Source organism: Coleofasciculus sp. (assembly GCF_046539235.1).
GTDB lineage: Bacteria > Cyanobacteriota > Cyanobacteriia > Cyanobacteriales > Coleofasciculaceae > Coleofasciculus.
In genome coordinates this window covers 1-12,912 of the sequence record NZ_JBKHHI010000172.1, presented here as the reverse complement: position 1 = coordinate 12,912, position 12,912 = coordinate 1, and the positions used below count along the sequence as shown (strand labels likewise).

At 45.5% G+C, this 12,912-nt stretch carries 11 protein-coding genes and 1 pseudogene; 5 read left to right on the top strand and 7 right to left on the bottom strand.

Annotation, left to right across the window (positions count from 1 at the left end):
• The coding region (locus ACLFWI_RS16165) for a hypothetical protein (RefSeq protein WP_446413766.1) at window positions 1-460 on the top strand (460 nt) is incomplete at its 5' end.
• A 341-nt stretch (window positions 461-801) separates the two neighbouring features.
• Here ACLFWI_RS16165 and ileS read toward each other — a convergent pair.
• The 3 genes from ileS to ACLFWI_RS16150 all read right to left on the bottom strand — a co-directional run bounded on the left by ileS (window position 802) and on the right by ACLFWI_RS16150 (window position 6,316).
• Window positions 802-4,308, bottom strand: a complete 3,507-nt coding sequence (ileS, locus tag ACLFWI_RS16160) for an isoleucine--tRNA ligase (RefSeq protein WP_446413765.1) — start codon at window positions 4,306-4,308, stop codon at window positions 802-804.
• A gap of 126 nt (window positions 4,309-4,434) precedes the next feature.
• On the bottom strand, window positions 4,435-4,719 hold the full coding sequence (locus tag ACLFWI_RS16155) for a hypothetical protein (RefSeq protein WP_446407915.1): 285 nt from the start codon (window positions 4,717-4,719) through the stop codon (window positions 4,435-4,437).
• A 103-nt stretch (window positions 4,720-4,822) separates the two neighbouring features.
• Window positions 4,823-6,316, bottom strand: a complete 1,494-nt coding sequence (locus tag ACLFWI_RS16150; RefSeq protein WP_446413764.1) for a Ycf66 family protein — start codon at window positions 6,314-6,316, stop codon at window positions 4,823-4,825.
• Here ACLFWI_RS16150 and ACLFWI_RS16145 point away from each other — a divergent pair.
• The 3 genes from ACLFWI_RS16145 to ACLFWI_RS16135 all read left to right on the top strand — a co-directional run bounded on the left by ACLFWI_RS16145 (window position 6,307) and on the right by ACLFWI_RS16135 (window position 7,344).
• The gene (locus ACLFWI_RS16145; RefSeq protein WP_446413763.1) at window positions 6,307-6,516 is read left to right on the top strand and encodes a hypothetical protein; all 210 of its coding nucleotides are present in this window, start codon (window positions 6,307-6,309) and stop codon (window positions 6,514-6,516) included. The genes ACLFWI_RS16150 and ACLFWI_RS16145 overlap by 10 nt on opposite strands.
• A 157-nt stretch (window positions 6,517-6,673) precedes the next feature.
• A complete protein-coding gene (locus ACLFWI_RS16140; RefSeq protein ID WP_446407918.1) occupies window positions 6,674-6,943 on the top strand; it encodes a hypothetical protein in 270 nt (89 codons plus the stop codon).
• Complete coding sequence (locus ACLFWI_RS16135; protein WP_446407919.1) at window positions 6,922-7,344, top strand: type II toxin-antitoxin system VapC family toxin; 423 nt, start codon at window positions 6,922-6,924, stop codon at window positions 7,342-7,344. The genes ACLFWI_RS16140 and ACLFWI_RS16135 overlap by 22 nt, the downstream gene beginning before the upstream one ends.
• Before the next feature lie 265 nt (window positions 7,345-7,609).
• On the opposite strand, the gene ACLFWI_RS16130 is transcribed toward ACLFWI_RS16135, so the two are convergent.
• The 4 genes from ACLFWI_RS16130 to ACLFWI_RS16115 all read right to left on the bottom strand — a co-directional run bounded on the left by ACLFWI_RS16130 (window position 7,610) and on the right by ACLFWI_RS16115 (window position 12,049).
• Window positions 7,610-10,102: a tetratricopeptide repeat protein gene (locus ACLFWI_RS16130; protein ID WP_446413762.1), complete on the bottom strand. Its 2,493-nt coding sequence runs from the start codon at window positions 10,100-10,102 to the stop codon at window positions 7,610-7,612.
• A 108-nt stretch (window positions 10,103-10,210) separates the two neighbouring features.
• Entirely contained in the window at window positions 10,211-10,642 is a 432-nt protein-coding gene (locus ACLFWI_RS16125) for a hypothetical protein (protein ID WP_446413761.1), read from the bottom strand.
• 282 nt (window positions 10,643-10,924) lie between these two features.
• Window positions 10,925-11,602: an nSTAND1 domain-containing NTPase gene (locus tag ACLFWI_RS16120; protein ID WP_446413760.1), complete on the bottom strand. Its 678-nt coding sequence runs from the start codon at window positions 11,600-11,602 to the stop codon at window positions 10,925-10,927.
• A 237-nt stretch (window positions 11,603-11,839) separates the two neighbouring features.
• Window positions 11,840-12,049: a hypothetical protein gene (locus ACLFWI_RS16115; RefSeq protein WP_446413759.1), complete on the bottom strand. Its 210-nt coding sequence runs from the start codon at window positions 12,047-12,049 to the stop codon at window positions 11,840-11,842.
• 130 nt (window positions 12,050-12,179) lie between these two features.
• Here ACLFWI_RS16115 and ACLFWI_RS16110 point away from each other — a divergent pair.
• Window positions 12,180-12,560 (top strand): annotated as a pseudogene (locus tag ACLFWI_RS16110) (ISKra4 family transposase); the annotation flags it as partial.
• Window positions 12,561-12,912 lie beyond the last annotated feature (352 nt).

The following is a 12,912-nucleotide window of genomic DNA, read 5'->3' as shown; positions in this document are numbered from 1 at the left end:
GTTTTCCTTAGACAAGTCAGATATTTCGTTTCCTAAACTACGGATACAGCATGGAAATCTTGATCCCCAGGCAATCACAGTGTTATTTATCTTTGACATACTCATTGGTGCTTCGTCTCCTGTAGAACCGATAGAGTATTACACGTCCAAGGCGGAAGGAACAACCTATGCTTACGGAGGAAGATACGGCACAGAACGCGAAAGTATCTGGGATTATCGTGTTGATGCAACGGAGTATGTAAAGAACCTGCAAGAGGATTCGGATGTCGATCATTATACGTTGTGGGATTACAGTACACTTGACGACCTAGATTACCGAGTATTTTTGCAGATTGGTCAGCGACAGGGAGATTACCTGCCAGGAAAACTCTATCTGTGCGTACCGAAAATGGCAACCGAGATTCAGGGTACTTTTAACGCTAAACTATCACTGGGTAGCGGAACGTTTGTAGGTGACTGAACATTCAGTACCTTTTCCTTAAGCTGTCATGCATTTAAATTGGGTATTAGTAGCGACCAAGATGCAAAGCCTGCGGCATGGCTTCGCTAAACGCACTACCATCCTTTCGCTATTATTGACATTAAGATTTAAATGCCGAACAGCTTATCACCATATAGCAGTAGACAAATCTGTTAGGATCAACACAATTCCTGAAGACGTTCCGCCGGAACGTCTCTACAAATCAATACTGTCCTAACACTACTGGCGACAGCTATAAATACGGCAAAGCCAATTGTGAAGGCGAGAATTCCTTGATTGAACGAATGACGAATGACAAATGACGAATGACAAATGACAGTTTACCATTGGCCCGCTAAAGCCGCCCGACACCGTTCACAAATCGTGGGATGCTCGATAATTTTACCCACAAAAGGTGAATAATTCCAGCAGCGATCGCACTTTTCGCCTTCAGCTTTGACAACCCCCACCCAGACGTGTTCTGACTGACTGTGATAGTCAGCATTTTCAATCGCATCCGGGGACTCTAATACCTCAACTTGGGAGGCTAAAAACAGATAGCGCAACTCATCCACCCCGTTACTGAGAACCATAAACCGTTCCCCTAGAATTCTGGGTTGGGGTTGGGGTTGGGGTTGTACTGGCGCTGGGGGTTCGACGGCGGGTTCAGTCGTCGCAGGTTCCGGTTGGGGAGAACCTTCACCCAATACCTCAGTTTTTAGCGATCGCGCTTTCTGGGCTAATTCTTGCCGATTGGGGGCGCGGAGTAAATAGCGATTGACAAACCATGCACTGTAGCCAATCCCCACCAGTTGCAACATATCAGCCAATAAGGGTAAACGTGCGATCGAATCTAATACCGTTGCGGTTACTTTTAAGGTAATCGGTATCGCCACCACTACCCCCACCGTTAACCATACGCGCTGATTTTCACTGAAAACCTGGCGTAGCGTCACCAATACATTAGACAGAATTTGGTTAAAGTTCCACTCTTGTGCTTCTGTCTGTGAGGACAGCATTTCTGAAGCTAATGCTGCTTCGGGTTCCTGTTCCATCATCATCAGTTCCGGTTTCGGGGTTTGCAACCACAGGCGCGGAATCCCACTGGGGTTTAATTTCCGCAACTGTTGGCGTAATTGAGCATCAGGGACATAGAGCAACACTTTCGCTTCTAAAGAAGAGCCTATCATCTTCTCTGTCCTGGCTTGCTCTAAAACCTTATTCACCTCAGTGCGGATATTCCGTAACCTTGTCCATTTCTCCACCAATTCTGGCTTTTTCCAGGTTTCATCTAACTGCACCCATCCTGACTCAAACACTGATTTATAGGGAGTCGGATAAGGCAGATATTGCCAGATATCTTCTGCTGTATGGCATAATACAGGCGCAATGGATCGAGCTAAATTTTCCAGTGCGATCGCTAATACCGTCTGACAACTGCGCCGTCGTACCGAATCTGGATGACTGATATACAGACGATCTTTCGCAATATCTAAATAAAAGTTAGACAAATCCACCACACAGAAATTCTGCACCGTTTGGAAGAAACGGAAAAACTGATAACTTTCAAACGCCTCAGTCACCTCACCAAACACCTCCGTTATCCGGTGCAGCATATAACGGTCTAATTCCGGTAACTGTTCATACGCCACCGCATTTTTAGCAGGGTCAAAATCATGCAGATTCCCCAATAAAAATCGCGCCGTATTGCGAATCTTGCGATAAATATCGGAAAGCTGTTTGAGTATTCCTTGACCAATAGGGACATCGACTGAGTAGTCCACAGACGACACCCATAGCCGCAGCATATCCGCCCCATAAGGCGGTTCCTGTTTATGATTCTTCCCCCCTTCAATAATCGTCGCGGGGTCTACCACATTGCCCACAGATTTGCTCATTTTACGCCCTTGTTCATCCAGAACAAAGCCGTGGGTTAATACTGATTTATAGGGCGCACAACCATTTGTTGCCACACTGGTGAGGATACTGGATTGGAACCAACCCCGATGTTGATCTGACCCTTCCAGGTACATATCGACAGGGTAGGATAATTCCTCACGTTCTTGCACAACTCCCGCCCAAGACGAACCGGAATCAAACCAGACATCCATCGTATCGGTGCCTTTGCGGTAGGTGCGACCATTATTTCGGTAGGATTCGGGTAATAAGTCCGTCACCGACAATTCCCACCACGCATCGGACCCTTTTTCGGCAATAATCCCTTGTACGTGGGCGATGGTTTCTTCTGTCAGTAGAGGTTCATTCGTCTCCTGATCATAAAACACCGGAATCGGTACACCCCAACTCCGTTGGCGGGAGATACACCAATCGGAACGTTCCGACACCATAGCGGTAATCCGGTTTTCACCTTGGGAAGGAATCCAATCAACGGATTGAATTGCTTTCATCACTTCTTCCCGGAAACCATCCACCGACGCAAACCATTGTTCCGTCGCCCGGAAGATAGTTGGTTCTTTAGTGCGCCAATCGTAGGGATATTTATGGACGTAGTTTTCTTCTTTAAGGAACGAACCCGCCTCTTTCAGGGCGTCAATCACCGCCGGATTCGCATTCCGCAGCACATTTAACCCAGCAAAGGGTCCAGCTTCGGTGGTAAAATCTCCATTTCCATCTACAGGAGAGATAATCGGTAAATTGTAGCGCTGACCGACGATATAATCCTCTTGACCATGACCGGGTGCAGTATGAACTAATCCCGTACCTGATTCGGTGGTAATATAATCGCCACCAATCACAATCGGACTTTCCCGGTCAAAGAGGGGATGGCGATAGGTACACTGGTCTAATTCTTCTCCTTTCAGGGTAGTTTTGACGGTTAGATCTTTATCCAAGGTTTGAGAAAGGCGTTCGACTAATTCCGCCGCCACGATTAAGTATTTAAACCCTTCGGCTTCCGTGTCTGAGTCGGCTGATGCTTCTGCGTCTGCGGATTCCTCGTCTGGCGTTGGCGCAAATCCTTTTGCCTTTGTTTTATTCGACTTAGAGGATTTTTCCGCCTCCTGACTGGCTGATTTCCCTGACACTTCTACAACCGCGTAGGTGAGTTCGGGATTCACCGCCACGGCTAAGTTACCGGGAATTGTCCAGGGGGTGGTTGTCCAGATGGCGACACCCAAATCCACTAAATAGGGTTTTAGCCTAGCTTCCACAGATTCTGTGGCTTTGGTCAGGGGAAACGCCGCATAAAGACTGCGGGAGGTATGTCCTTCTGGATATTCTAACTCCGCTTCTGCCAAGGCGGTTTGGGAACTGGGACTCCAATGAACGGGCTTCATTCCCCGATAGATATACCCTTTTAGCACCATCTGACCGAATACGCCTATTTGAGCGGCTTCGTATTCGGGGGTTAAGGTCAGGTAAGGGTGATCCCAGTCTCCCCATACACCATACCGTTTAAAGCCTTGACGTTGCTGGTCAACCGTTTTCAAGGCAAAGTTTCGGGCTTTGCGCCGCAGTTTTATCGGGGTTAGGGCTTGGCGTTCTTCGGCGTCCATGGCTTGCAGGACTTTCAGTTCAATCGGCAAGCCGTGGCAATCCCAGCCAGGAATGTAGCGAACTTTATACCCTTGCAGCAGCTTATATTTATTGATGATATCTTTAAGAATTTTATTTAGGGCGTGTCCCATATGCAGCGCCCCATTCGCGTAGGGGGGACCATCATGCAGGATGAAACTATCACCGGGATTCGTCTGTGACAGTCGCTGATAAATTTGTTGGTCTTGCCAAAATTGTTGGAGTTCCGGTTCCCGTTTGACCGCGTTTGCCCGCATACTAAATTCAGTTTGGGGCAGATTTACGGTGTCTTTGTAGGATTTAGCTTCTGTCACAGTTCGACCTGTTGGTTAGTGGTTGTACGTCTAGGGGAGTTGGGATGAGTCCCCATGATCCCTTTTTACAATAAGCAGCTTGATCTATCCCTACATTATGGGTGAGAATTTGCCATCCTTTCAACTTTACTGGGGAGGATTTTCTGAACCTGGGGATACTTCGCCAGGAGAGGTGCGGGATTTTGGGTCACCCTCACCTATGGGTTCAGCCAGGGGCGATAGTTGCGATTCTGGGGCAATTTCTTCGACGGGGATTTCCTTTGGGGATTTAGTTTCCGCCGATTGTTTCGCCGTTTCTACCAGTTCGGGTTCAGGCGGATGCGGGTGCGTGGGTTGTGCTTCCTCGTTCTGAGGGAGTTGTTGATTTTGGGGCTGATTTTCGGTGCCTTTGTTGGATTTAGCGTCTGTCACAGTTCAATCTGTTGGTTAGTGGTTGTACTTATGGGGGAGTTGGGATTATTCCCGACTATCCCTTCTTGATTTATCCCTACATTAGTGAGAATTCGCCATGGTTTCAACTTGACTGGGGAGGATTTTCTGAACCTGGGGATGATTCGCCAGAAGATGGGCGGGATTTGGGGTCACCCTCACCTATCTGTTCAGCGGGGGGCGATAGTTGCGATTCTGGCGCAATTTCTTCGACGGGGATTTCTTGGGATTCTGAGGATTCAGGTTCAGCCGATTGGTTCGCCGCGTCTATCCGTTCGGGTTCCGGCGGATTCGGACGTATGAGTTGTTTGGAGTCGGAGGGTTGAGTCCCCTCGGCTGTTGGTTTCTCTGGGGTTTCTGGGGGTTGGGCTTCCTGGTTCTGCGGGAGTTCTGGTTTAGGTGGCTGTGGTTGTTCCCCTAAGGTACTGTCAACGCTTGAGGTTTCCTCTGAGGTTTCTGGGGGTTGGGCTTCCTCAGATTCGGCTGTTTCTTCTGTACCCTGACTCGGAGTTGGGGACTCCTTGAGTGGGGTGTCTGGCTGACTGGATTCAGAGATTTCTGGTTCGGGTGAAGTGGAAATATCCTCTGATACTGTCTCAGGTTCCTTGGTTTTAGCGGGTTTTGCCTTACCTTTGCCCAAGAGATTATTGAAGAAGCCACTAATTCCTTGGCGTTGTTTGGGTTGTTTCTGGGCGGGTTCTGCGGGTTTCTCTTCTGTAGGTGTCTCGGTTAATGTCTGTGCTTCTGCGGGTTTCTCTTCTGTAGGTGTCTCGGTTAACGTCTGTTCTTCTAGGGGTGTCTCGGCTACAGGTGTCTCGGTTAACGTCCATTCTTCTAGGGGTGTCTGGGTTGGAGACTCGTCTGGGGCAAATTCCCCTATCTGTTCTGGCGGCGTTGTTTCCTCAGGGGGTTCCTCTACCCGTTCAGTTGGCGTTGTTTCTACTGTTTCCGTGACTTCAGCCGGTTCAGTGATATCCGCCATTACGGGTTCCTCTAGGGTTTCCTCTGGGGTTTCCTCTCTTACCTCTGTGGGAGAGGCGACGGGGACATCGCTTTCTTCCGATGGCGGTTGCACTTCCTCAGTTATCTCTGTAACTGTTCCAGGGAAGGGTTCTCCCATTTCCGTTTTGGCTGGGGCGATTTCCGTCTCTGGCGTCGCTGGTTCCGTCACGAGTTCCGGTTCAGTCACGACTGGGGTTGGTGTAACGGGTTTTCTACGGAACACCCGGGCGACGGGTTGAACCACTAGGTTTTTTGCCAATTGGAACATCCCAGAACTGGCTATTTTTTCCTGAACTTGGGGCGAAATTTCGGTTTGGGCTTCAGGTAAAGCCAACTGTCGCCGCAGCATCAGAGTTTGCCAGCCTAACCAGCCCAATAGGGATACACTGGCGATTTGACTCAGGAGTACCGCCCCGGTAATCCGTCCGGCGCACACCCACAAGACGAGGGCGTAGAAAAATCCGACACCACTCCAGAGGAAGTCGCTTTTGCGGTGGACTTCGGGAAAAAAGAATGCTGCCATGTAATAGGCAAAGCTACCAAGACCGATAACCAACGCGAGGACGTATGGCAACATTAGGCGGATACTCCTTGAAACAGACGTTCATCATTGTAGAGGGTATAGGGTTAGAGGAACCCTTAACTCTATCCTTATTATTTTCAGCAGGTCGAGTGCGATCGCGCCAAGTCCATTGTAACGAGATGTTACAAGCTCCCGTTTATTTACCACCTTGTCAGGGCGTCTCGTCTTGCGCCCGATTCCCATCCCATCGCTGACGACAAACACATGGTACTGACTGGTATGCTGGTGGGTTGAGCGAAGTCGAAACCCACCCTACTATCGGCATTTTCTGGTTGACAATCTTTGCCCATCATACATGGCTATTTGGGCTAAAATAAGTGTTCAAAGGAATGTTGTTCAAGGAAAGACCCTATGGCTAATTATAACGAGGTACTCCATCTATCGGGCAGCCTCACTCTTGATGAGAAAATGCAATTAATTGAAGCGTTGTCAAGGTTGATTCGCCAACAAATTAACCTATCTCAGGAAACGCCCTCATCAATCGAGAATACCAATGTTGACTCTGATCCGTTGGTGGGACTATTTGCTAGTACGAGTGATCTTGCCATTCGTTCAGAAGAAATACTGCAACAAGAGATTACTGAAAAATCGGGGTGGACATGGAAAGAATCTCAGCCGTAGCTGATACGGGGTTTGTTGTTGCCCTGTTGAATCGCTTAGATACGATGCATAGAAGTGTGACGACGATTTATTCACGCAAAACATCGGCAATTTTATTACCACAAACCGTATTGGCAGAAGTGGCTTATTTAGTTGGGCGTAATGCGGGAATAACAACGGTAGTCAGTTTTTTACGAGGACTATCTGCCAGTCGATTTCGTTTAGTTGCCTTGACCGATCAAGACATAGAAAGGGTAGCAGAAATATTGGCAGAGTATGCAGATAGTCGGATTGATTTTGTGGATGCAAGTGTTATGGCTGTAGCCGAACGCTTTGGAAGTACAAAAATATTAACATTGGATCAGCGTGACTTTAGATTATTTCGACCTCGACATTGTGAAAGTTTTGAAATTATCCCCTGAATCAAATAGAATGACCTGAAGCCAGATGTTACGAATACATCTGGCGAGATTCTTCCCTTCAGTCTCCAATGACAGGTTAAAATAGTTTGTAGTAGGCACTTTAGTGCCTTATACTGTCCGATGTGTCGGTATCGACATGATGTTTTTTTAACGCAGAGGACGCAGAGGAAAACGCAGAGGTACGCAGAGGAATTGGCAGTATTGAGGGGAATTTGTCAAGGTTGGAAGAAGTAGGTGGAAATTATATGATAGGTGGTTTATCTGTTCAATTGTTTCTCATGGGTGCTGAGGCTGGCGCTTGATGGAGGCGCGGATAATTCGCCATAGACTCCATTGAAGCTTCAATAGAGTCTTGATATTGTCCTAGGAAATTATAAGTATTACCTAAATTTCCTAATGCATTAGCTATACCTCTGCGATTACCTATTTCTCGTTGAATCGCTAAAGATTGCTGAAAATATTTTATTGCTTTTGTATATTGCCCAAGGCAATGATAAACAATCCCAAAATTATCTAGAGTAACAGCAAGACTATTACGATCACCAATTTCTTCACAAATCACCATAGCTTTCTGATAATATTCAATCGACCGTTGGTATTCTCCTAAGCAACTATAAGTATTACCCAAGCCGACGAAGGTCTCTGCCATACCACAGCGATCGCCTATTTCATGTTTGATTTCAAAAGCTTGTTGATAGTATTCAATTGAGTGTTGGTATTCTCCTAGGAAATGGTAAACAGCGCCTAAATTGGATAAAGAACTAGCAATTCCACTGCGATTTCCTATTTCCTGACGAATCAATAATGACTGTTTATGATAGTCTATTGCTTTTTTATATTCTCCTAAAGAACTGCAAACACAGCCTAAATTATCCAAAGAACTAGCAATTCCACTTTGATCACCAATCTCTTTCAATATAGCTAAAGATTTTTTATCGTATTCAATTACCTGTTTATAGTCTGCCATTGAAAAATAAACATTACCTAAATTTATCAGGAGCTTTTTACTGTTAATGTGATCGCCAATTTCTTCAAATAAATCCAAAGATTTTTTATGGTATTCAATTGCTTGTTTATAGTCTGCTAGTGAACGGTAAGCATTTCCTAAATTATTCAGACAAATAGCAATGTACTTTTGTAAAAGAAAGTTATCTCGAAAATAATTACCGTTATTTTTCAATAAATCCAAAGCTTGCTGAGAGTATTCTATTGATTTTTTATAATCTCCTATAAAATAATAAACGTTACCCAAGTTCAGCCGAGAAATAGCAATATCAGTGCAATTACCAATTCCCTCAAATATAGCTAAAGACTGCTGCGTGTATACGATAGATTTTTTGTATTCTCCTAAATGATAATAAGTAGTTCCCAAATCTCTAAGTAATCCACCAAATACCCAATCTAACTTGCTTCGATTCCACTCCCCAATTAATTGATTATACAATTTAACCTGAATCTGACTATACCCACGCAATGCTAAAAACTCATTGCAGTAGCGCAGAATGTTCAAAGCTGGAATATACTGTTGAAGTTCACACCAGTGATTGAAGAGTTCCAGATATTCTGTTATATCCTCTATTTTTTCCCAAGGAGGTTGTTGAGTATTTAAACGATAATAATCAATCGCCCGTTGATGCGCCTGGGTTAAATCTCCCGCTTGGCATTTCGCATACTCCTGAATCAATGGCTGAAACTTAAACCATCGCCCCCCATCTTTATCTCTCTCTTCCTGTAGTAGAGAACGTCTCACCAACTGGCGAAAATCTTTCTCAATGCTTTTGGTCTCGATGTTGCCCCTTTTAGATCCCCCCAACCCCCCTTCAAAAGGGGGGCTAAGAGAATCTGGAGAATCTAAGGAAGAATCTAGAGAGGATCTTTCCTGCTTATTTTGAGGTTGAGATACCTCCAAATCCCCTTCAAAAGAGAGACTACGAATCTGCGCCAACGCCATGGCTGAATTGAAGGGAATTCGATAAACACATACTCCCAATACCAATTGCTGCACTCTCTGACTAATCCGCCCAAAACTCTCATCTAATACCCGCCGCATCCAGATATCAACTATACCCCGATGCAATCCTTTTAAATTTTCATCCGTTAATAAATGGGATATATCCGCCAACCCATAGCGATGCAAATACCGAATCTGTGGATCAACTTCTTCCTCTTCTAATAAAAACCCAGCCACCAGCGTTAATAATAACGGATGTCCCTCTACTTTCTGGGAAAACTTGACGAATTCCTCCTCGGTTCCCCGAATTCCCAACGCCTGCAATAACGTCGCCCCTTCCACAGGTTCTAATCCTGGTAAAGATAACCATTGACATCGAATCGGTGGCAAATCCAGGCGTTCTCTCGTTGTCACCAACACCACACTTTTGCCGCCACATTGCAGCCAGCTATAGAAAAACTGCCGATAGGATTCATCGCGAATAGACGTATTCTTGTTATCCTCACTATCAGATTGCAGTAGGGTTTCTAGATTATCCATCACCAGCAAATACCGCCCCTGACGTAGATGATTCACTAATGCATCTCCCAGGGATTGTTCAGGTATCGCCTGGATGGTTTCCGGAGATAATCCAAATTTCAATAAGACGCGCCGCGCTAACTCGGTAAACCCAATCCGGCTAATATCTGCCCAAACTTTATCGGCAAATTCGCGACTATCCTCGTCGTAAATCTTAGCCGCCAGCGTCGATTTACCCAACCCACCGATACCCGTAATTCCAATTAAACGAGTCTTCCCATCCGCCATCCAATCCCGAATAGTTTGGCGTTCTAATTTTCGCCCTTGCCAATTATCGGTACTGGGGCGGATTTCATCTAAATTTGGTGGGGTGCTGCGCTGATTTTCTACCAGTAGTCAGTGGTAGTGGGTATCCTTCCCGCCAATTCGCCCAATGGAGTCGGCTTTAATATCGCTAATAATATCGCCTGTTGTCTCGGCTTTCACCTGAACCGTGCGGCTGCTGCGATCGCTCTTTTTATTCACAGTCCGCTGATCGGCTATACTACTGATGTTCACAACCTGTCCAGCTAAACGTTCCACCTCTTGGGCAAAAGCCGGATCTTGTTTCATCGCCGCTTGTAAATACTGTGTTACCTTTGCGAAGTCCGGTTGAGAACCCTTTTGGGCGGCTGCGATCGCGCGATCGGCTTCGGGATTGCTTGACAATTTGCGCTTTATAGTATCTCGCAGTTTAATAATTGCCTCTTCTGTTGCTTTGCCCACACTGGTTTCAATAACTGCACCGCATACAATTTTGGCAGCTTCTACGGTTAATTCTGGTATCATAGCTCAAGGGAAGAATAATAGTTTCTATGAAAATTTTAGCCCTACGGTGCAGGGTTCAGGGTTGACTCAACCTACACTGATAAAGCCTATCCTTCTATTCTTATTCTCAATAGGTCGAGTGCGATCGCGTCACTCAGAGGGTTATTTGGTAAAAAAATCCCTCTAATTCAACACTCTACCCCCTCTCTAATTCCCCTGCACAAAACTCATCAATATCGCTGACATCGGGATGAGTGCTGAGATAGTCCCGCAACCAGTCGCAACCCCGAACCAGCAGGTCGTCTAATGTCTCCACCCGCCACAACCGCACCGTATTGTCATCTGAAGCGCCAAAAGGTCATTACCAATTGCTTCCATCCCCGGTCTATCTACCAAATGATGCAAATAATCCCGACGGATAGAAAAGATAATCTTAACAGGTAAAATATTTAAGCAGTTGCCAAAAAACCTAAATAATTCATTTCTTAAGGCTTTTCTATTCGCCACAAAAAAGAATTCTTCAAACTGGTCAAAAATGAACACAATTCGCACCTGCTGAGTTTCACTCTGGCGCAAGGCTTCTAGAATCGCGGCTTGAGAGTCGAGGGGTTGAGTGATGGGAATATTGTGTGTTTCTAGCGTGGCGGTTAATTGCTGCCCAATTTCCTGTAGCCAATCGGTATAAACTTGGATCAAAATCGGAAGAATGCGTTGTCCACTGGCGGTTGTTTGGCGTAGGGTTGGCACTAATCCGGCATTCACCAAGGAACTTTTACCCACACCAGAGAAACCGTGAAGGACAATAACTTTATGATCATTCCGTGTCACCCGTTCCACCAATTCCCGCACATCTTTTTCCCGCCCCGATGCGATAATTTCTGGGGCGATGAAACCTAACCCCCCAGCCCCCTTCCCTGCCAGGGAAGGGGGAGTATTTAATAGATGAGTGGGACTATTGAGGACAGAATGTGGAGTATTCAAAGCCTCTCTCCTTGAAGGAGAGAGGTTTGGAGAGAGGTTTGCCCCGACAATCGATGGAATGCGACTGGCACCGATAAACGCCCTTAATCCTAATTGGGTTTCAACGGTTTGCCGTTCCTGCTTAATTTTAAAGGCTTTTAGATAATCTTTTGTCTGCCAATAGAGATGATGTAAATCCGCTAAAATATCCAGATAAAGCCGAGGATAGGATAACGGTTGACTGATACGATGGGTAATTTATAACTGTTCAATCGCAGCAGAATATTGACCTAAATTAATGTGCGATCGCGCTTTAATCCAATAGCATCGGCTAATTAGCTCTACATCAATCCTATTCCTTGGCGAATGGAATTCGCGGCTAGACAAACCAAGTCCGCCTGTGCGGACTAACAATAAATTAAGATTAAGAGTTTTGGAACCCGCGAAGGCGGGTTTCGTTGGGAGCATCCCATTTTGGCAGATAGCCGGGAAAGGTCAATTTTTAATTCGCGATTATTAATCGCGAATTAAATCCCTGTGTATACTTGAACAACTCAAAGTGACATAATATAGAAGTAGATATTCACAAGGTTTACTCATGAACCAAGCCGAACGCCTGGAACTGGAAGCTTGTTTAAAACGAGCCAGTGAGATTCTGTACAACACGCTTTGACACAGACAGCTTGGAAACCTTAGCCGACATAGAAGTTACAGTCAGAAACCAGATATTAGAACACGTTAGCCCCCAAATCGCCTTTTTTTTATCACCAAAAAGACACAAACTAAACCAGGAAAAACCCGAACCCTAAAAAGCTGTCTGGGTAAGCTAAAGATTACCAAAAAGCCAGCCGATGCTTTAGGGATAGAAGCTTATACACGCCATAGCCCTCTGCTAGAAAAATGTTGCCTCCTCTTAAGTGCAAATGAATCTTATCAAAATGCTGAGAGTGACTTGTATTTGTTGACGGGGTTAAAAGTTAATTTACTGGTACTACAAACTACAGTCTAGCTCACCCACCTTCACTACCACAAGTGAAAAGCCCAAATTAAGTAAATATAAGCATTTGGGCAAGGCGGGAAGTGAAGCCCATGTCACTTCTGTAATGGCTGTAGCCAAAAGAACGATGGTGTCTGAATTACAAAAAACAATTGATTCTCTAAAAAATAGCTTACTAGATATTTCTTTTGACTCTGAGCAAGAAAATATTTAAGTCAAGTCATTATTCGCGAGTTAAAATCGCGAATAAACTTTCTCTCTTTTCCAAAATGGGATGCTCCCAGACAAGATAATTGGAGTAATCATTTTATTTGGTCAGCGGATGGACTATTCA

Excerpts from the sequence above, each read along its gene's own strand:
- ACLFWI_RS16145 (WP_446413763.1), top strand. The coding sequence starts at position 6,307 with ATGGCAACATTAGGCGGATACTCCTTGAAACAGACGTTCATCATTGTA.
- ACLFWI_RS16150 (WP_446413764.1), bottom strand. The coding sequence starts at position 6,316 with ATGTTGCCATACGTCCTCGCGTTGGTTATCGGTCTTGGTAGCTTTGCC.
- ACLFWI_RS16140 (WP_446407918.1), top strand. The coding sequence starts at position 6,674 with ATGGCTAATTATAACGAGGTACTCCATCTATCGGGCAGCCTCACTCTT.
- ACLFWI_RS16135 (WP_446407919.1), top strand. The coding sequence starts at position 6,922 with ATGGAAAGAATCTCAGCCGTAGCTGATACGGGGTTTGTTGTTGCCCTG.
- ACLFWI_RS16130 (WP_446413762.1), bottom strand. The coding sequence starts at position 10,102 with ATGGCGGATGGGAAGACTCGTTTAATTGGAATTACGGGTATCGGTGGG.
- ACLFWI_RS16125 (WP_446413761.1), bottom strand. The coding sequence starts at position 10,642 with ATGATACCAGAATTAACCGTAGAAGCTGCCAAAATTGTATGCGGTGCA.
- ACLFWI_RS16115 (WP_446413759.1), bottom strand. The coding sequence starts at position 12,049 with ATGCTCCCAACGAAACCCGCCTTCGCGGGTTCCAAAACTCTTAATCTT.